Origin of the sequence: Demequina lignilytica, from assembly GCF_030418375.1 — a bacterium.
Taxonomy (GTDB): Bacteria; Actinomycetota; Actinomycetes; order Actinomycetales; family Demequinaceae; genus Demequina; species Demequina lignilytica.
On sequence record NZ_JAUHPZ010000003.1, the window covers coordinates 12,741 to 30,990 of the forward strand.

The 18,250-nt window shown below is 72.1% G+C and carries 16 protein-coding genes; 4 read left to right on the top strand and 12 right to left on the bottom strand.

Features of this window, described 5'->3' with window-relative positions; genetic code table 11:
• Positions 1 to 42: 42 nt before the first annotated feature.
• From dapC to QQX13_RS06200, 6 genes are all read right to left on the bottom strand, one after another.
• Positions 43 to 1,152, bottom strand: a complete 1,110-nt coding sequence (gene dapC / locus QQX13_RS06175) for a succinyldiaminopimelate transaminase (protein WP_301118904.1) — start codon at positions 1,150 to 1,152, stop codon at positions 43 to 45.
• 8 nt (positions 1,153 to 1,160) lie between these two features.
• Positions 1,161 to 1,481, bottom strand: a complete 321-nt coding sequence (gene fdxA / locus QQX13_RS06180) for a ferredoxin (RefSeq protein WP_301118903.1) — start codon at positions 1,479 to 1,481, stop codon at positions 1,161 to 1,163.
• Between the two features lie 104 nt (positions 1,482 to 1,585).
• Positions 1,586 to 3,418: a VanW family protein gene (locus QQX13_RS06185; protein WP_301118902.1), complete on the bottom strand. Its 1,833-nt coding sequence runs from the start codon at positions 3,416 to 3,418 to the stop codon at positions 1,586 to 1,588.
• The gene (locus QQX13_RS06190) at positions 3,415 to 3,774 is read right to left on the bottom strand and encodes a hypothetical protein (protein ID WP_301118901.1); all 360 of its coding nucleotides are present in this window, start codon (positions 3,772 to 3,774) and stop codon (positions 3,415 to 3,417) included. The genes QQX13_RS06185 and QQX13_RS06190 overlap by 4 nt, the downstream gene beginning before the upstream one ends.
• 23 nt (positions 3,775 to 3,797) lie before the next feature.
• Positions 3,798 to 5,699, bottom strand: coding sequence for a translational GTPase TypA (gene typA / locus QQX13_RS06195; protein ID WP_301118900.1), 1,902 nt, complete (start codon positions 5,697 to 5,699; stop codon positions 3,798 to 3,800).
• A gap of 54 nt (positions 5,700 to 5,753) precedes the next feature.
• Positions 5,754 to 6,848 (bottom strand): EamA family transporter, encoded by a 1,095-nt coding sequence (locus QQX13_RS06200; RefSeq protein ID WP_301118899.1) that lies wholly within the window; start codon positions 6,846 to 6,848, stop codon positions 5,754 to 5,756.
• A 38-nt stretch (positions 6,849 to 6,886) separates the two neighbouring features.
• On the opposite strand from QQX13_RS06200, the gene QQX13_RS06205 reads away from it, so the two are divergent.
• Together QQX13_RS06205 and QQX13_RS06210 are read left to right on the top strand one after the other, a co-directional pair.
• Positions 6,887 to 7,414, top strand: coding sequence for a CGNR zinc finger domain-containing protein (locus tag QQX13_RS06205; RefSeq protein WP_301118898.1), 528 nt, complete (start codon positions 6,887 to 6,889; stop codon positions 7,412 to 7,414).
• A gap of 52 nt (positions 7,415 to 7,466) precedes the next feature.
• Complete coding sequence (locus QQX13_RS06210; protein WP_301118897.1) at positions 7,467 to 8,066, top strand: hypothetical protein; 600 nt, start codon at positions 7,467 to 7,469, stop codon at positions 8,064 to 8,066.
• A 1-nt stretch (position 8,067) separates the two neighbouring features.
• Here QQX13_RS06210 and QQX13_RS06215 read toward each other — a convergent pair whose 3' ends face one another.
• On the bottom strand, positions 8,068 to 9,513 hold the full coding sequence (locus QQX13_RS06215; RefSeq protein ID WP_301118896.1) for a helix-turn-helix transcriptional regulator: 1,446 nt from the start codon (positions 9,511 to 9,513) through the stop codon (positions 8,068 to 8,070).
• A gap of 128 nt (positions 9,514 to 9,641) precedes the next feature.
• Here QQX13_RS06215 and QQX13_RS06220 point away from each other — a divergent pair, with 128 nt between their 5' ends.
• Positions 9,642 to 11,480 carry a phosphoenolpyruvate carboxykinase (GTP) gene (locus tag QQX13_RS06220; protein WP_301118895.1) on the top strand — a complete coding sequence of 613 codons (1,839 nt, stop codon included), beginning with the start codon at positions 9,642 to 9,644 and terminating at the stop codon, positions 11,478 to 11,480.
• 35 nt (positions 11,481 to 11,515) lie between these two features.
• On the opposite strand, the gene QQX13_RS06225 is transcribed toward QQX13_RS06220, so the two are convergent.
• Positions 11,516 to 13,156 carry an alpha/beta-hydrolase family protein gene (locus QQX13_RS06225; RefSeq protein WP_301118894.1) on the bottom strand — a complete coding sequence of 547 codons (1,641 nt, stop codon included), beginning with the start codon at positions 13,154 to 13,156 and terminating at the stop codon, positions 11,516 to 11,518.
• 86 nt (positions 13,157 to 13,242) lie between these two features.
• Between QQX13_RS06225 and QQX13_RS06230 the strand changes: the two genes are divergently transcribed.
• Complete coding sequence (locus QQX13_RS06230; RefSeq protein ID WP_301118893.1) at positions 13,243 to 13,674, top strand: iron chaperone; 432 nt, start codon at positions 13,243 to 13,245, stop codon at positions 13,672 to 13,674.
• Positions 13,675 to 13,689: 15 nt separating this feature from the next.
• On the opposite strand, the gene QQX13_RS06235 is transcribed toward QQX13_RS06230, so the two are convergent.
• The 4 genes from QQX13_RS06235 to QQX13_RS06250 form a co-directional block, all read right to left on the bottom strand.
• A complete protein-coding gene (locus QQX13_RS06235; protein ID WP_301118892.1) occupies positions 13,690 to 14,391 on the bottom strand; it encodes an aquaporin in 702 nt (233 codons plus the stop codon).
• 70 nt (positions 14,392 to 14,461) lie between these two features.
• Positions 14,462 to 15,289: an ATP-binding cassette domain-containing protein gene (locus QQX13_RS06240; RefSeq protein ID WP_301118891.1), complete on the bottom strand. Its 828-nt coding sequence runs from the start codon at positions 15,287 to 15,289 to the stop codon at positions 14,462 to 14,464.
• A complete protein-coding gene (locus QQX13_RS06245; RefSeq protein WP_301152834.1) occupies positions 15,286 to 17,091 on the bottom strand; it encodes a dipeptide/oligopeptide/nickel ABC transporter permease/ATP-binding protein in 1,806 nt (601 codons plus the stop codon). The genes QQX13_RS06240 and QQX13_RS06245 overlap by 4 nt, the downstream gene beginning before the upstream one ends.
• Positions 17,088 to 18,029 (bottom strand): ABC transporter permease, encoded by a 942-nt coding sequence (locus QQX13_RS06250; RefSeq protein WP_301152836.1) that lies wholly within the window; start codon positions 18,027 to 18,029, stop codon positions 17,088 to 17,090. The genes QQX13_RS06245 and QQX13_RS06250 overlap by 4 nt, the downstream gene beginning before the upstream one ends.
• Between the last annotated feature and the right edge of the window lie 221 nt (positions 18,030 to 18,250).

An 18,250-nucleotide genomic window follows, 5' to 3' on the forward strand; every position in this document is an offset into this window, starting at 1 on the left:
CCCTTCGAAAAACGCACCCGATCGCCGTTCTTGAGCGTCGGTTTACCGATCGTTTGCGAGCCTACTAGAAGCGGAGGCGACTCCCGAATCACTGGCGGTGAGCGCGATGCGGACGTGCCGCCTCGCGGCCTCGCCGTAGAAGGCACCCGGAGCCGCCAGTATGCCGTGTTCCGCCAGGAAGTCCAGGGTCTGCCAGCAATCCTCGTCGCGGGTGGCCCACAGGTACAGGCCTGCCGTCGAATGGTCCACGCGGAAGCCGGCCGCCTCGACCGCGGGCTTCAGCAGGTCGCGCCGGCGCCGGTAGCGCTCCTTCTGCTCGGCGACGTGCGCGTCGTCGCCCAGGGCCACGGTCATGGCCGCCTGCACGGGCGCCGGCATGATCATGCCGGCGTGCTTGCGCACCTCGAGCAGCGCGGTCACCACCGCGGGATCGCCGGCCGCGAAGGCGGCGCGGTATCCCGCGAGGTTCGACTGCTTCGACAGCGAGTAGACCGCCAGCACGCCCTCGTGCGACGAGCCGCAGACGGCGGGGTCGAGGATCGAGGGCACCGGGTCGGAGGTCCACGCGAGCTCCGCGTAGCACTCGTCGGAGGCGACCAGCGCGCCGATCTCGCGCGCGGCGGCGACCACCTCGGCGAGGTGCGAGGCGCCGGCCACAGCGCCGGTCGGGTTGGACGGCGAGTTCACCCACACGAGCCGCACCGAGGTGTCGCCGCGCCAGTCGTCGACGTCGTCGGTCGCCAACGGCGTCGCGCCGGCGAGCCGCGCGCCCACGTCGTACGTCGGGTAGGCGGCGCGCGGGTGCACCACCACGTCGCCCTCGCCGAGGCCGAGGTACGCGGGGAGCATCGCCACGAGCTCCTTGGAGCCCACGGTCGGGAGCACCGCCGCCGGGTCGACGCCGGGGGCGTGGCGACGCCGCGCGAACCACGCGGCCACCGCCTCGCGCAGCGCGGCCGTGCCGTGCGTGGTGGGGTAGCCCGGCGCGTCCGCGGCGGCCGCGAGCGCCTCGCGCACGATCGCGGGGGTGGGGTCGACCGGGGTGCCGACCGAGAGGTCGACGAGCCCGTCGGGATGCGCGGCGGCGCGGGCGCGGTACGGCGCCAGCGAGTCCCACGGGAAGTCCGGCAGGGAACCCGGGCGCAGCCCCATCGGGCCGGTCAGCCGTTCTGCGCGGGGAGCGACTTGATGAGGTCGTGATCGTGCTCGATCAGGCCCATCTTGGCGGCGCCGCCGGGCGAGCCGATCTCCGAGAAGAACTCGACGTTCGCGTTGTAGTACTCGGACCACTTGTCCGGCACGTCGTCCTCGTAGTAGATGGCCTCGACGGGGCACACCGGCTCGCAGGCGCCGCAGTCGACGCACTCGTCCGGGTGGATGTAGAGCATCCGCTCACCCTCGTAGATGCAGTCGACCGGACACTCGTCGATGCACGCCTTGTCCTTGACGTCGACACACGGCAGAGCGATGACGTAGGTCACGGCGCCTCCTCCATCCTCGGGGTCATCAGGATGCGGTCATCATACAGCCGCGACCGCCGCCACCAGACGCCCCGATACCCCGCACGGTACCGGCATCGTCCCCGCTAGACGCACTTCACGGCGTTGTCCGGACGGTACGTCCAGGTGAGGCTCTTCCTGTCCACGAGCTCGCCGTCGACGTAGCGCTCGCGCGTGTTGGTGATGGTGAAGCCGTCCTCGCCTCCGGGGTAGGCCTCGCAGTCCGGATCGTCCAGCTCGACGGTCGTGATGGGCGTGACATTGGTGCGCGCCGACGCGGACGTCTTCACCGTGTAGTACGGCGTCGACCAGATCTCGACGGTGAGCTTGGCGTCCTCGATGTACGCGCTCATCACCAGCGAGTAGGGGGTCGAGTTCTCGAAGACCATGTTGATCGAGCCGATGAACAGGGTGCTCTCCCGCCCCGCCGGGTAGCGCTGGAAGTACACGGAATGGGGACGATGCGCGATGTCGTCCATGCCCGCGAAGTAGCCGGCGTTGTACGCGGTGGTGGAGACCTGCGACAGGCCTCCGCCGTAGCCCTCGGTGTGGATGCCGTTGACGATCACGCCCGCCTGGTAGAAGCCGTTCTCCCCGTTGATCGGGGACAGCACCTCGGTGAGGTCGAAGCGCTCCCCCGGCTTCACCACGGTTCCCGTGATCAGCTCCGCGCCGCGCGCGAGGTTCTTGGTCCGGATCGGGTCGTACGGGACCGGGGTGCTGAAGGTCGAGACGATCTCCTTGAAGTCGTCGACCCCCAGGTCGTCGCTCGTGACGGTGGCCTCCGTGTCGCGGTACGGCAGCGTGCCGACCCGGTCGGCGGACGTCGCGGCGGCGACGACAGCCTCGCCCAGGGCGTCGGGGTCGATCGCGCGCCCGGTGGTCGAGTCGACCACCGTCAGCTGGTGGTCCGACGTGAAGCTGAAGGAGGCGGCGCTGGGGTCGCTCACGAGCGCGGGGTCCGCGCGCTCGAGCTCGGCCGCGATGGGCGCGCCGTCGATGACGAGCCGCAGCTCGCCTTCCTCCGCGACCACCGTCGCGTTCTCCACCATCTGCTCCGACGTGACGGTCGCGTCGCCGTTCTCGCCCGACATGAGCACGTCGGCGGCCAGCGTGGTCGCGTTGAGGTCGGCGGCGAAGCCCTCCGCCTCGGCTGTGGTGACGGCGGGCTCGAGCGGCGCGGCGACCACCTCGACGGCGTCGACGGGCCACGCCTCCGCCACGATGTCCGCGCTCGCCTCGGTGTCGACTCCCTCGCCGTCGACACCCGGCGTGACCGCGGCGCCGGTGGAGGAGACGGTGACGACCGCGTCCTGAGGCTCCGCCACGAGGTTGTCGGCGACCGCGTCGACGGCCGCGACCAGCGCGTCGCGGTCGACGCCGGTGACGGGATCGACGTCGACCTCGGCGCCGCTGAACGCCCGCATGATGCGCATGGGCGACAGGCTGAAGGACAGCAGGGAGTCGACCGTGGCGGCGGCGTCCGCGCTCAGGCCCGCCTCGGTCGGGTCGATGAGCGTGCCGCGCTCGTCGATCGTCAGCGTCACCGGCGCGTCCTGCACCTCGGCGAAGGCGGGCTCGAGCGCCGCGACCGCGGCGGCGCGCTGGAGCCCGCCGATGTCGACGCCCAGCACCCGTGTGCCGTCGGGCACTCGCGCGGAGGCGTAGAAGGCCGCCACCACGTATGCGCCCGCGACCATCACGAGCAGGCCGAACGCGACCCAGCGACCCCAGTGGCCTGACGCGGCGGGCGGCCCGTCCTCGTCGACCGGCGCCTGGTCCTCGGCGGGATCGTCGTGCCCGACGCCCGCATCGTCCCGCGACGCGCGAGCCTCCACGTCGACGGCATCGTCCTCGGGCGACTCCTGCAGGTACGGCTCGACCTCGGTGTCGCGGTCGCCCCCCTCGCCCCGCGTCATGCGCGGACTGCCTCGTCACGTCCGAGGAGCAGCGACCGCGGGAGGAAGGCCGCGACCACGACAGCGACCGACCCGCCGATCACCCAGCCCAGGCCGAGCGCGTCGACCGCGATCAGCGCCGACCCGCCGGGACCCTCGCCCGCGAGAGGCACCGTGACCAGCATCCAGGCGCCCGCCAGCACGCCCAGCCCGGCGAAGCCTCGCCACGTGCGGGCGAACACGCTCGCCACCCCCACGAGCAGCACGCAGAGCGTCAGCCCGACCCAGCCGTACGAGCGATGCGCGCCGCCTCCCACGAGCGCCACGATGGCACCGAGCAGGGCGATCACGACGTACGAGCCGATGATGCGAGCCATGGAGCCCATGGTAGGGGCGGGGGTCAGGCGTTCTGGCGCTTGGCGCGCGAGGCCGCGCGAGCCCGCTCGGTGCCGTCGAGGATCACCTTGCGGATGCGGACCTTCTCCGGCGTCACCTCGACGCACTCGTCCTCGCGGGCGAACTCGAGGGACTCCTCGAGCGTGAGGCGGCGCGGCGGGGCCAGGCGCTCGAGCTCCTCCGCCGTGGACGAGCGGATGTTGTTGAGCTTCTTCTCCTTGGTGATGTTGACGTCCATGTCCTCGTTGCGCGAGTTCTCGCCGATCACCATGCCCTCGTAGGTGTCCTCGGTGGGACCGACGAAGAAGGTGCCGCGGTCCTGGAGGGCCATGAGCGCGTTCGAGGTGACCGCGCCGGCGCGGTCCGCGACGAGCGAGCCGTTGGTGCGGTACTCGATCAGACCCGCCCACGGCTCGTAGCCGTGCGCGATGGACGAGGCGATCCCCGTGCCGCGGGTGTCGGTGAGGAACTGGCTGCGGAAGCCGATGAGGCCGCGCGCGGGGACGATGAACTCCATGCGGACCCAGCCGGTGCCGTGGTTCGACATCGACTCCATGCGGCCCTTGCGCGAGGCGAGCAGCTGCGTCACGGCGCCGAGGTGCTCCTCCGGCACGTCGATGGTCATGTGCTCCATGGGCTCGTGCAGCTTGCCGTCGACCTCGCGGGTGACCACCTGCGGCTTGCCGACCGTGAGCTCGTAGCCCTCGCGGCGCATCTGCTCCACCAGGATCGCGAGCGCGAGCTCGCCGCGGCCCTGGACCTCCCACGAGTCGGGGCGCTCGGTCGGCAGCACGCGGATCGAGACGTTGCCGATCAGCTCCTTCTCGAGGCGGTCCTTCACCTGGCGGGCGGTGACCTTGGCGCCCTTGACGCGGCCGGCCAGCGGCGAGGTGTTGATGCCGATGGTCATCGAGATCGCCGGGTCGTCGACCTGGATCAGCGGCAGCGGACGGGGGTCCTCGAGGTCCGTGAGGGTCTCGCCGATGGTGATCTCCTCGATGCCGGCGACGGCGACGATGTCGCCCGCCTTGGCGGACTCGGCCGGCACGCGGTCGAGGCCCTTGGTCTCGAGCAGCTCCGTGATCTTCACCTGCTTGATGGAGCCGTCCTTGCGTGCCCACGCGACCTGCTGGCCCTTGCGGATCTCGCCGTTGTAGACGCGCAGCAGCGCGAGGCGGCCGAGGAACGGCGAGGCGTCCAGGTTGGTGACGTGCGCCTGGAGCGGCGCGCCCTCGTCGAAGGAGGGCGCGGGGATGCGCTCCATGATCACCTTGAACAGGGGCTCGACGGAGTCGCCGTCCGGGAGCGTGCCGTCCGCGGGCTGGGCGAGCGAGGCGATGCCGGCCTTCGCGGAGGCGTAGACGACGGGCACCTCGAGCAGCGCGTCGACGTCGAGGTCCGGGACCTCGTCCTCGAGGTCGGAGGCGAGACCCAGGAGCAGGTCGTGCGTCTCCTCGACCACCTCGTCGATGCGGGAGTCGGGGCGGTCCACCTTGTTCACGACGATGATGACGGGCAGCTTGGCCGCGAGCGCCTTGCGGAGCACGAACCGGGTCTGCGGCAGCGGGCCCTCGGACGCGTCCACGAGCAGCACCACCCCGTCGACCATCGACAGGCCGCGCTCGACCTCGCCGCCGAAGTCCGCGTGGCCCGGGGTGTCGATCACGTTGATGGTGACGCCCTCGGGACCGGCGGCCTCGCCGGTGTACCGGATCGCGGTGTTCTTCGCGAGGATCGTGATGCCCTTCTCGCGCTCGAGGTCGCCGGAGTCCATCGCACGGTCCTCGACATGGGCGTGGTCGCCGTAGGCGCCGCCCTGGACGAGCATGGCGTCGACGAGGGTGGTCTTGCCGTGGTCGACGTGGGCGACGATCGCGACGTTGCGCAGGTCGGAGCGCAGGGGCATGCGGGAACTCGTTTCGTGTCTGGGATTCCGGTCCGACGTGGACCGGGGGACATTCTACCGGCGCGAGGCGTCGGCGGCGATGCCCGCGGGCTCGGCGCCCGCGACGGGGCGATCGGCCTCGATCCCTTCCCCGGCGGCAACCTCCGCGAGCACCGCGGCCGGGATCGCGTCGGGCATCGCGTCCGGCACCTGCTGCGGCGTGATCGCGGTGGTCTCCGCGGCGGGCTCGCCCAGCTTCACCAGGATGACCCCACCGAGGATCAGCGCGGCGCCCGCGAACTGGATCGGCGCCGGTGCCTGCCCGAGCAGGAGCCAGGCGAACGTAGCCGCCGCGATGACCTCGGTGAGCGACACGAAGGACCCGAGCCGCGCGCCGAGGCGCCGCGTCGCGGCGATGCCCGCGACGTAGGCGATCGCCGCGGTGACCACCCCGAGGACGCCGGCCGCGACCCACCACGGCACCGCGAGGGGCAGCAGCTGGACCGCGCCGAGCACCGCCGCGAAGGGCACCAGGCCGGTCACGGCGGCGACCGCCAGGACGATGCTCGCGACCACGAGCCCGCCCCACGCCAGCATCACCGGCGGCAGACCCGTCGACGTGTCGCCGCCGATGACGAAGTAGACCGAGGCGCCCACCATCGCGAGCATCGCCCAACCGACGCCCACCAGGTCGACGGCGCCGGCGCCGCCGATCAGGTCGAGCAGCAGCACCATGCCGGCCATGGCGAGGAGCGCGCCGCCGAGCGTGAGCGCGCCCGGGCGGCTGCCCTGCGTGACCCACATCCAGCCGATGACCACCACCGGCGCCATGTACTCGATGAGCAGCGCGACGCCGACGTCCAGGTGGCCGACCGCCATGAAGTAGAAGAGCTGGCAGCCCGCGACGGCGAACACGCCGTACGCGACGATCGTGGGCCACGTCGAGCGCAGCAGATGCCACCGCCCCCGCATGGCCAGCACCGCGGGGACCGCGAGCGCGACGGCCGCGATCGCGACGCGGATCAGCGTGGCGGCGCCCGCCGACCAGCCGGCGTCGAGCAGGCCTCGCGCGAGCGAGCCGGAGGCACCGAAGGACGCCGCGGACACGAGCGCGAAGACGAGGCCCTGCCCGAGGCGGCCCCGCGCGACGTCATGAGTCAAAGCAGTCATGACAGATGACACTAGATGTCGTTTGGTAATGTGTCAAAATGACGTTCGCCAATGACACCGCGGAGGCGCTGGAGTCGGGCGTGTTCCTGTCGAACTCCGAGCTCGAGCCGGACACGCTCACGACGCTCGACGACCTGCTCGAGTTCTTCGAGCGCTTCGAGTACACCGGCAGGCGCCCGACCGCCGCCGACCTCGAGCCCGTCCGCGCGATCCGCACCCCGCTGCGCGAGCTGTTCCTCGCATCGCGGGACCAGGCCGTGCCGCTGGTCAACCGGATCCTCGCGGAGCAGCACGCCGTGCCGCGGCTGGTGCGCCACGGCGACATCGACTGGCACATCCACGCGACGGACGAGCAGGGCCCGTTCCACGCCCGGATCCTGGTCGAGACGGCGATGGCGATGATCGACGTGATCCGCGGTCACGAGACGCAGCGGTTCTCGCGGTGCGCCATGGAGGACTGCGAGGGCGTGGTGCTCGACCTGTCGCGCAACCGCTCGCGCAAGTACTGCACCGTGACGTGCACCAACCGCGCGGCCCAGGCCGCGTTCCGCGCACGCCAGGACTGAGGGACGCCACCGTCCGGAGGGGCGACCCCGGCGGCATGGGACCATGGAGCCCATGCAGACCTATCGCGCCCGTTCCTCGCAGATCTGGGGCTGGACGGCGGTCGGCACGGGTGCCGTGATCGCCGTGTGGCACGTCATCGCCGCGGGGCTGGGGAACGCGCAGGGCGGGCTCGGCGTGGGCGCGGGGATGATCGCGCTCGGCCTCGCGGCGTTCCTGCGGCCGCACGTCGCGGTGACCGACGACCGCGTCGAGATCCACAACATCACCCAGGTCGCCACCGTGCCGTTCTCCCGGCTCGAGGGCCTCGACACCCGCTGGAGCCTCGAGGTGCGAGGAGACGACGGCCGCAAGGCGGGCGCGTTCGCCGCCCCCGCGCCCGGAGCAGCCCAGTCGCGACGGATCGAGAAGCAGGTGGCGCGCGAGTCGGAGTCGGGCGTGCCGCCCCTCGCCGGGCGCGCCGGCGACGCGACCGGGACCCCGTCGGGGGACGCCTCCGCCATGATCAGGGCCCGCTGGGACGCCTGGAGGGCGGCGCACCCGTCGGGCGACCCCGCCGGCGAGGGTCCGTCCGTGCTGCGCCGCATCGACCCCGTGGGCCTCGGCCTCGCGATCGGCGGCCTCGCCGCGGCGGCCTGGGGGCTGCTGCTCTGAGCTAGCCGTCCGCCGGCGTGCCCGGCGAGTGCGACTCGAGGAAGTCGTACAGCTCGCGGTCGTCGATCCCGGGATAGGTCCCCTGCGGCAGCGGGGAGAAGATGTGCGCGTGGACCCGCGCGCTGGCCCACGCGCGCCCGTGCCAGCGCTCGACCGCGCCCGGCTCGGGGCGGCGGCAGCAGGTGAGGTCCGGGCAGCGGGACGATGCGCGGTGCCCGGTCTCGCGCCCGCGGAACCACTTGGACTCCTGGTAGGGCACGCCCACGGTGATCGAGAACTCGTCCGAGTCGCCCTGGCCGGTCTGGGTCGCCTCGAAGAACGTGCCCTTGGGAGTGTCCGTGTACTGGTAGTACTCCGTGGTGCGGGTCGACCGTGAGAACGCGTTGCGCGCGCTCCAGTGGCGGCACACCAGCTGGCCCTCGGTCGAGCCGGTCGCGTCGACGGGCAGCGGCAGCCCGTCGTTCTCGTACGCGCGCATCACCGAGCCGTCCCCGTCGACGCGGAGGAAGTGCACCGGGATCCCGAGGCGCGACGTGGCGAGGTTGGTGAACCGCAGCGCGGCCGCCTCATGCGTGACGCCGAACGCGTCGCGCAGATCCTCGATGGCGATGTTCCGCTCCTGCTTGGCCTCTTCGAGGAACGCGATCGTCGGCCCGAGCGGCATGAGGCACGCGGCCGCGTAGTACGAGGCCTCCTGACGCTGGCGCAGGAAGTCGGCGTAGTCCGTCGGCTCGCCGTGGCCGAGCACCAGGTGGGCCATCGACTGCAGCGCCAGCGACCGCAGCCCGTGGCCGCCGGGGATCGACGCCGGCGGGAGGTAGATCCGGCCGTTCTCCAGGTCGAGCACGCAGCGGGCCGAGTGCGGCAGGTCGCCCACGTGGACCAGGTCGAGCCCCATCCGCTCCGCCATGAGGCTGACGGTGCGGTGGGTAAGGGCGCCGCCGCGGTGACCGACGGCCTCGACGTCCCTGCTCGCGAGGGCCTCGATCTCGGGCAGGTGGCTGTCCACCGCCTGCATCGCGCGCCGCTGCCGCGTGTTCGCGCGGCGCGCCTCCTCGGGGGTGGCGATCGCGAGCCGCGCGCGCCGGTCGAGCTCGCCGTGCAGGCCGACCAGCGCGCGCAGCACGTCGTCCGCCATGCCCTTCGAGGGGCGCACCGTCGGGAGGCCGAGCTCGCGGTACGCCGCGCGCGACTGCGCGCGCTCGAGGTCGATCTCGAGCGCCGAGCGCTCGTCGGGCGGGGACTCGTCGAGCAGGTCGGCGACCGTGACGCCGACGGCGCGCGCGAGGTCCGTCAGCAGGGTGAGCCGCGGCTCCCGCCGCGCGTTCTCGATCAGCGAGAGCTGGCTCGGTGCGACGTCGATCCGCGCGCCCAGCTCCTCGAGGGTCAGCCCGGCGGCGGTCCTGAAGTGACGGATGCGGCGCCCCAGCGTCGGAAGATCGGCCATGAATCTTGACACTAGCGAAAGATCGGCCAAACTTCACGCAAGATTCGACCCTCGAGTGCGGCCAAGCCGCCGTAGCGTGAGTCTCAAGCCGCAAATTTCAGCGGATCCGACCTCGAAGGGGAGCGATGATGACCGTCATCGAGCAGCAGATCCTGGGCCTCGACGGCCTGCCCGCCGGAATCGACCCGTCGATCGCCGCCTGGGTGGGCCGCATCGCACGGCTCACCGACCCGGAGCGCATCGTGTGGTGCGACGGCTCGATGGCCGAGCGCCAGCGGCTCATCTCCACGCTGGAGAAGGCGGGCACGCTGACCCCGCTCAACCCCGAGCTCCGCCCGGGCTCCTACCTCGCGCGCTCGAACCCCGACGACGTCGCCCGCGTCGAGTCCCGGACGTTCATCTGCTCCGAGCATGAGGAGGACGCCGGCCCCACGAACAACTGGATGGATCCCAACCGGATGCGCGCGACCCTGTCCGAGCTGATGGCGGGCGCCATGCGCGGACGCACCATGTACGTGGTGCCCTTCTCGATGGGCCCGGTCGGCAGCCCGCTCGCCCGCTACGGCGTGCAGGTCACCGACTCCCCCTACGTCGTGCTGTCGATGGGCACCATGACCCGCATGGGCGCCGACGCGCTGCGCCGGATCACCCCGGGGACGCCCTGGGTACCGGCGGTGCACTCGGTGGGCGCGCCGCTGCTTCCCGGCCAGGAGGACGTGCCGTGGCCATGCAACGAGACCAAGTACATCGTCCACTACCCCGAGACGCGCGAGATCTGGTCCTACGGCTCCGCCTACGGCGGCAACGCGATCCTGGCCAAGAAGGCCTTCGCGCTGCGCATCGCGAGCGCGATCGGCCAGGACGAGGGCTGGATCGCGGCGCACATGCTGCTGCTCAAGGTGACCAACCCGGACGGCCGCGTGTTCCACGTCGCCGCCGCGTTCCCCAGCGCCTGCGGCAAGACCAACTTCGCGATGCTGCAGCCCACCATCCCGGGCTGGACCGTCGAGACGCTCGGCGACGACATCGCGTGGCTCGCGCCGGGCCCGGACGGCCGCCTGCGCGCCATCAACCCCGAGGCGGGGTTCTTCGGCGTGGCGCCGGGCACCGGGCGCGGCACCAACCCGGTCGCGATGGACACGCTCGAGCACGACGTGGTCTTCACCAACGTCGCGCTCACCGACGAGGGCGACGTCTGGTGGGAGGGCATGACCGACGAGGTCCCCGACCACCTGACCGACTGGCTGGGCAAGGACTGGACCCCCGACGCGTCCACCCCGGCCGCGCACCCGAACTCGCGCTTCACCGTCGCGGCCGCGCAGTGCCCGACCATCTCGGACGACTGGGAGGACCCCGCCGGCGTCGTCGTCGACGCCGTCATCTTCGGCGGCCGCCGCGCGACCAACGTCCCGCTGGTGTCGCAGGCACGGTCCTGGGACCACGGCATGCTGATGGGCGCGACGCTCGCGTCGGAGCGGACCGCCGCCGCCGAGGGCACGGTGGGCGAGCTGCGCCGCGATCCCTTCGCGATGCTCCCCTTCTCGGGCGTGCACATGGCCGACCACTGGAAGCACTGGCTCGAGGTCGGCCACGCCGCCGAGGTCGCCGGCGGCGCCCCCGCGGTGTTCCAGGTGAACTGGTTCCGCAAGGGCGCCGACGGCCGGTTCCTGTGGCCCGGCTTCGGCGAGAACATCCACGCGCTGAAGTGGATCCTGGACCGCATCGACGGCACCGCGGAGGGCGCCGACAGCCCGTTCGGCTACGTCCCGGCCGACGGCGAGATCGACCACGCCGCCGCGGGCGTCGAGGACGCGGACTGGGCCGCCCTGTTCGCGATGGACAAGGACGCCCTGACCGCCGAGGCCGACGACGCCGCCGCCTTCCTCGACTCGTACGGCGGTCGCGTGCCCGCCGAGATCCGGGCCGAGCTCGCGGAGATGCGCGCGCGCATCGACGCGCTCGACTGAGACCCTCCTCCTCGAGGGGCCTGCGGGGGGCGACGCTAGACGTCGCCCCCCGCAGGCGCGTCCGACCCCGCCACGCGCTGACGGATCAGGTCGAGCTGATCGGAGGTGTAGCCGCCGTCGCCGACCACCTGGATCCACGCCTCCAGCGTGGTGGAGCCGTAGCGGTGCCCGTCGCCGTCGGGGCCGGCGAGGTCCTGCATCGAGTCGACCATGGTCTGCAGGCCCGTCACCAAGGGGAACCACTGCATGTCCGGATGGATCCCGTCGTTGCGCTGGCCGTCCTCGAGCCACTCGGGCTGAGACCACAGGATGGGCAGGCCGGCCCACACGATCGGGTCCTTGCCGTGCTGCAGGAAGGCGACGCGCGGGCGCTCCCACGGCCCCCCGGCCTCCGCCAGGTCGATCCCCTCGTTGAACCAGCGGAACGCGATCCCGTCATCGAGGACGGGGCGGCCCACCGGGGAGCCGGCGTCGCGCGAGGCGGTGAGCTCGGCGTTCATCGCCGTGCCGTACGGCGTGCCGGCGAGCACCACGCCGTCGCCGTACGCGCGGAGCGCCTCCGCGTCCTCGAACGAGTCCTGGACGGCCCGCGATCCGAGGCTCAGGCCGTAGACGAACAGCTCGGGACGGTCGGCCTCGGGCACCGCCGCCCACCAGTCGTGCACCGCGTCGAGCAGGGCGGAGGTCGAGTCGCGGTAGGCACCCGGGTGGAAGGTGTACGACTGCCAGCTCTCGGCGACGGAGTACTGCATCGTCACCAGCGCGGTGTCGCCGTGGAGCAGGTACTCGAAGGAGTCGATCGCCTGCCGGTCGAGCCACCCGGTACCAGTGGTCGCGGCGACCAGGATGGCGCCACGGTCGGCGGCGCCCAGGCGATCCAGCTCGGACACCGCGGCTGCGGCATGGTCGTCCCAGCCGCCGGGCTCGTCGACTCCGACGTACACGCGGATCGGCTCCTCCGCCTCGGTCTTCGTGAGCGACCCGATGTCGTGCGCGGAGGGGCCGCCCGCGAGGATCGACCGGCCCTCGTGTCCCGTGAGGTCCCAGGACAGCGCGCTCTCCGGGCCCGCCGAGCGGAACTCGCTCGCCGGCTCCTCCGCCCCGCCCGAGGCGTTGTACCGCTGGTAGCTCCACTCGGTGTAGGTGCCGAAGCCGTAGATCGCGGCGCCCACCACGGCGGCGATCACCACGGTGACCACCACCATCGCCGAGGGCATGCCGAGCCATCGCCAGTGCTCCTCGCCCGGTGCGAGGCGACGGGCGAGGCGACGCGTGACCGCGGTGACCCCTCGCCCGAACGCCAGCAGCGCCGCGGCCGTCATCAGCGCGACGCCGAGCGCGACCAGGCCGTCGACCACCCCGGGCCGGGGCGCGCCGCCCGCGCCGGCCAGATCGCCCTGGGTGCGCGCCCACAGCCGCGCGAGCGGCACCGACCCGCCGACGGCCGCCACGCCCAGGATGATCCACGCGGCCCGCGGGACCCAGCCCTCCGGCGGCACCCTCACCAGGGCGGTGATCGCCACCCCGAGGGCGGTGCCGAGCGCGTACCCGATCGCGAAGCACACACCCGTCAGGACGCCCTGCTCGTACGGGAGCCGCGGGAGCAGGCTCGGGGTGGCGGAGAGTGCCGCGAGGATCAGCCCCGTCGCGGTCCCTGCCAGGCTCAATGCCCTCATGAGCCGGAAACTAGCACGCGGAGGTACGGTGACCTGGGAGCGCGGCCCCGGCCCGCGCATCGTCCAGGCGACCGAAGGAGCGACCCATGGGAGCGGACACGTTCTCCGATGACGAGAAGGCGGCGATGAAGGCCGCGTCGACCGAGGCGAAGCGCCGCCGGTCGACCAGGAAGGAGGAGCTCGCCGCGGCCGACAGGGCGGCCTGCGAGGAGGCCATCGCGGCGATGGAGCCGGACGACCGGGCCCTCGCCGAGCGGGTCCACGGGATCGTCGCCGACGTCGCTCCCGAGCTCGCGCCCAAGACCTGGTACGGGATGCCCGCATATGCGCGCGACGGCAAGGTGGTGGTGTTCTTCAAGCCGGCGCACAAGTTCAAGTCGCGCTACGCGACGCTCGGCTTCGAGGAGCGCGCCACGCTCGACGCGGGGTCGTTCTGGCCCACGTCCTACGCCGTGACGGCCATCGACGACGAGGTGGCCGCGAGCATCGAGGAGATGGTCCGCCGCGCCATGGGGTGAGGACGATGCGCGCCGTCAGGCCGTCGCATCGTCCCCGTCGGGCGCGACGAGCGCGCGCTGACGCGCCGGGTAGAGCGTGCGCACGAGCACCACGGCGATCGCGCCGCCGAGCAGCTGCATCGCGATGAACATCGCCACCGATCCCGGCGCGATCCCCGCGAACGTGTCCGACAGCATGCGCGCCACCGTCACGGCGGGGTTCGCGAAGCTGGTCGACGACGTGAACCAGTACGCGGCGGCGATGTAGCCGCCGACCGCGAACGCGACCGTGCGGCTGCGGTCGCCGCGCACCGAGCCGAAGATGATGAGCACCAGGCCGACGGTGGCGACCACCTCGGCGAGCCACTGGCCCGCTCCCCCGCGCTCGGTGGTCGACACGGAGACGGCCGGCAGCTCGAACATCAGGTTGGCGAGCACCACGCCCGCGGCGCCGCCCGCCATCTGCGCGGCGATCAGCACCAGCGCGTCGCGGGTGCCGATCAGGCCCAGCACGCGCTCCACGAGCGTCACCACGGGGTTGAAGGCCGCGGAGACGGGCTGGAGCGCGATGATGAGGGCGATGAGCGCGGCGCCGGTCGCGATGGAGTTCTCGAGCAGCTGCAGCCCGACGTCGTCCGACAGCCGCGTCGCCATGATCCCGGAGCCGACCACCGCCATCAGCAGGAAAGCGGTACCGACCAGCTCGGCGACGGCCTTCCGGCCCAGGTGCGCGGTCATGCGCACATCCTGCCAGCCGCGCGGGCCGCGTCCGGCGTGTTCACCGGACGTTCACCCGGGCGGGCCGGGCTCAGCGACCGAGCAGCGCGGCGCGCTCGCGCCTGCGCGCGGCCTGACGGTCGGGATCCGGCAGCGGCGCGGCCATCAGCAGCTTCTGGGTGTACGGGTGGACGGGATCGGTGGTGACGCGGTCGGCCGGCCCGGTCTCGACGATCTCACCGTGGTACATGACCGCCACCTGGTGGCTGATGTGCCGCACCACCGCGAGGTCGTGGGTGATGAAGAGGTAGGCGACGCCCGTGCGCTCCTGGATCTCGATGAAGAGGTCGAGGACGCGCGCCTGGGTCGACAGGTCGAGCGCCGAGACGGGCTCGTCGCACACGATCAGGCGCGGGTCGAGCGCGAGGGCGCGGGCGATGGCGACGCGCTGGCGCTGGCCGCCCGAGAACTCGCGGGCCAGACGGTCGCTCGCCGAGTCGGGCAGGCCGACGCGGTCGAGCAGGTCCTTGACGCGGCGCTTGGCCTCGGCGGGCGCGACCCCGGCGATGGTGAGCGGCTCCGCGAGGATCTCGGCGATCGTCATGGAGGGGTTGAGCGAGGAGTACGGGTCCTGGAAGACCACCTGGATCTCGCTGGCGAGCCGGCGGCGGGCGCGGTGGTGCAGGTGCGAGATGTCCTTGCCGTCGTAGGTGACGGCCCCCCCCGAGACCGGGGCGAGGCCCAGCACGGCGCGCCCGAGGGTGGTCTTGCCGGAGCCGGACTCGCCCACGAGGCCCATGGTCTCGCCGGGGCGGATGTCGAGCGAGACGCCCTTGAGCGCGCGGAACGGCGCGGCGCGGAAGCCCTTGCCGGGGTACTCGACCACGAGGTCGACGATGTTGAGGAGCGGCGCGGTCACAGCCGGGCCTCCTTCCTGGTGGTGCCGTATGGGGCCCGCGCGGGGCCCTCGTCGAGGATCGAGTCGAGGAGCGACCGGGTGTAGGGGTGCTCCGGCGTGCGCAGGATCGTGCGCACCGGTCCGGACTCCACGAACAGCCCGTGCTGCATGACGGTGACGCGGTCGCAGAGGTCGGCGACCACGCCGAAGTTGTGGGTCACCAGCAGCATGGCCATGCCGCGCTCCGCCTGCAGGTCGCGCAGGAGGTCGAGGACCTCGGCCTGCACGGTGACGTCCAGCGCCGTGGTCGGCTCGTCGGCGATGATCAGGTCGGGATCGGTGGAGACGGCCCCGGCGATGAGGACGCGCTGGGCCATGCCGCCCGAGACCTCGAACGGGTAGGCGTCGAACGTGCGCTGCGGGTCGGGGATGCCGACCCTCGCGAGCAGCGCGAGCGCCTTGGCCTTCGCCTCGGCCTTGGACATCCCGAGCCCGACGCGCAGCGGCTCGACCAGCTGATGGCCGATCGTGAAGGACGGGTCGAGGTTCGACATCGGCTCCTGGGGGATGTAGCCGATCCGCGTGCCGCGGATGGGAGCGTAGGCCTTCTCCGAGCCGCCCGCCAGCGCGGTGCCGTCGAAGTCGATGGTGCCCGCCGTGACACGCCCGCCGCGAGGGAGGAGGCCGAGCACCGAGAACGCGGTCTGCGACTTGCCGGAGCCCGACTCGCCTATGAGGCCGTGGACCTCGCCGCGACGGATCGCCATCGAGACCCCGTGCACCACCTCGATGCTCGACCCGTCGGGCTGGTCGTAGGCGACGCGGAGCCCCGAGATCTCGAGGAGCCGCTCGTCGGCGATCGCGGCGGTCGCGGCATCGTCCGCGTGCACGATGACCTGCGGGGCCGGCGCGGAGTCGACGACGTCCGCCTGGGCCGCCTTGCGGCGGCGCCGGCGCCCCACGGGCGTCGAGCGCTCGAGCTCGTCGCGCATGGCGTTCGCGAGCAGCGTGAGCGCGATGGACGTCAGGGCGATCGCGAGCGACGGCCACAGCATCAGGTGCGGCGCGCGGTAGATGTTGACGAACGCATCGTTGAGCATCTGGCCCCACGTGGGCACGTTGAGGTCGCCCAGGCCCAGGAACTCCAGGCCCGCCTGCACCGCGATGGTCATGCCCGCGACGATCGCGGACTGCATGATGATGGGAGCGCGCACCACCGAGAGCACATGCCGGGCGATGATGCGCAGGGACCCGAGGCCCGAGACGCGGGCGGCGTCGATGTACAGCTCCTGCCGGACCGCGGTGACGGACGAGTGGACCAGCTTGTAGTAGGCCGGCGAGATCAGGAGGCCGAACACGACCATGGCGAGCCAGATCGAGGACCCCACGACCGCGCGCACCGCGAGCAGCACGACGATGCCGGGCAGCGCCATGACCACCGCGGTGCCCCACGACGCGACCGTGTCGAACCAGCCGCGGTAGTAGCCCGCGATCAGGCCGGCCACCACGCCGAGGATCAGGGCGGTCACGATCGCGACGAGCGCCGCGGCGATGGAAATCTGGGTGGCCGCGAGCAGGCGGGAGAGGACGTCACGTCCCGCGGAGTCGTTGCCGAGGACGTGCTCCGCGCTGGGCGTCGCGAGCACGAGCGAGATGTTCGCCTCGTTGGGGTCGTACGGAGCGATGCGCCCGCCCAGGGCGGCGACGACGGCCACCACGGAGAGGACGACGAGCGAGAACAGCGCGACGGGACGACACACCAGACGCGCCAGGAGATGCTGCCGCGCGGCGAAGGGCGCGGGGGACGATGCGACGGAGCTCACGAGAGCCTCACCTTCGGGTTCAGCGCGGCCTGGCCGAGCTCGATGAGCAGGTTGACGATGACGACGATCACGGCGGTCGCGACCACCACGCCCATCACCACGGGGATGTCGCCGCCGCCGGTCGCGGTGACGGTGAGCTGGCCGATGCCCGGCAGGGCGAACACCTGCTCGACGATCACGGCGCCGCCGAGCAGTCCGACGAACTGGACACCGAGGACCGCGAGCGCGGGTCCGCCCGCGTTCCTCAGCACGTGCTCGTAGACCACTCGCGTGAGCCCGAGCCCGCGCGCTCGCAGCGTGCGGACGTAGTCGCGGGACATCGCGTCGATCACCGAGCCGCGCACCTGCTGGGCGACCGCGGCGATCGCACCCAGCGACAGCGCGATGACCGGCAGGGTGATCGAGTTCACCCACCCCGAGAACGACTCGCCGATCGGCGTGTAGCCGGTGGCGCGGAACCACCCGAGGTCGATCGCGAACCAGATCACGAGGTACAGCGCCACGAGGAAGCCCGGGATGGCGAAGCCGATGACGCCGACGAGCTGCACCACCGAGTCGACCCAGCCGCCGCGGCGCGCGGCGAGCACGCCGAGCCCGACCGACACGACCGCGGCGATGACCGTGGTGCAGATGACGAGCGACAGCGTGACGGCGAGCCTGCTGCCGAGGCTGACCGCCACCGACTGGCTCGTGACCCACGACACCCCCAGGTCGCCCGAGAGCGCCGAGGTGAGCCAGCCGGTGTACTGACCGATCAGCGGCTGGTCGAGACCGAGCTCGTGCGCGAGCTGCGCGACGGTCTCCTCGGTCGCGTTCTGGCCGAGGATGCGCCGGGCGATGTTCCCCCCGCCTGCGTAGAGCAGGGTGAAGGAGATCATCGACACGGCGAGGACCAGGACGGCCCCCGCGAGGAGCCGGCGGACGATGAAGGTGAGCATGGTGTCTTCCCACGGGTCGATTCGAGGCGGACGCGGGATGCACGGTCCGGGACCGCGCCCCATCGCAACTGCGCAAAAACTGTTGTGCGACGTTGCCTATGGAACCAGCGAGATGTTTCGTGACTGTTAATCGGCTGTAAAGATCAAAGGCGTCCTTCCTTGCGGCACCGGCTGTCAGCAAGTGCCCTGGAAAGAAGGCTTATCGGGGCAATGCAAAGGGA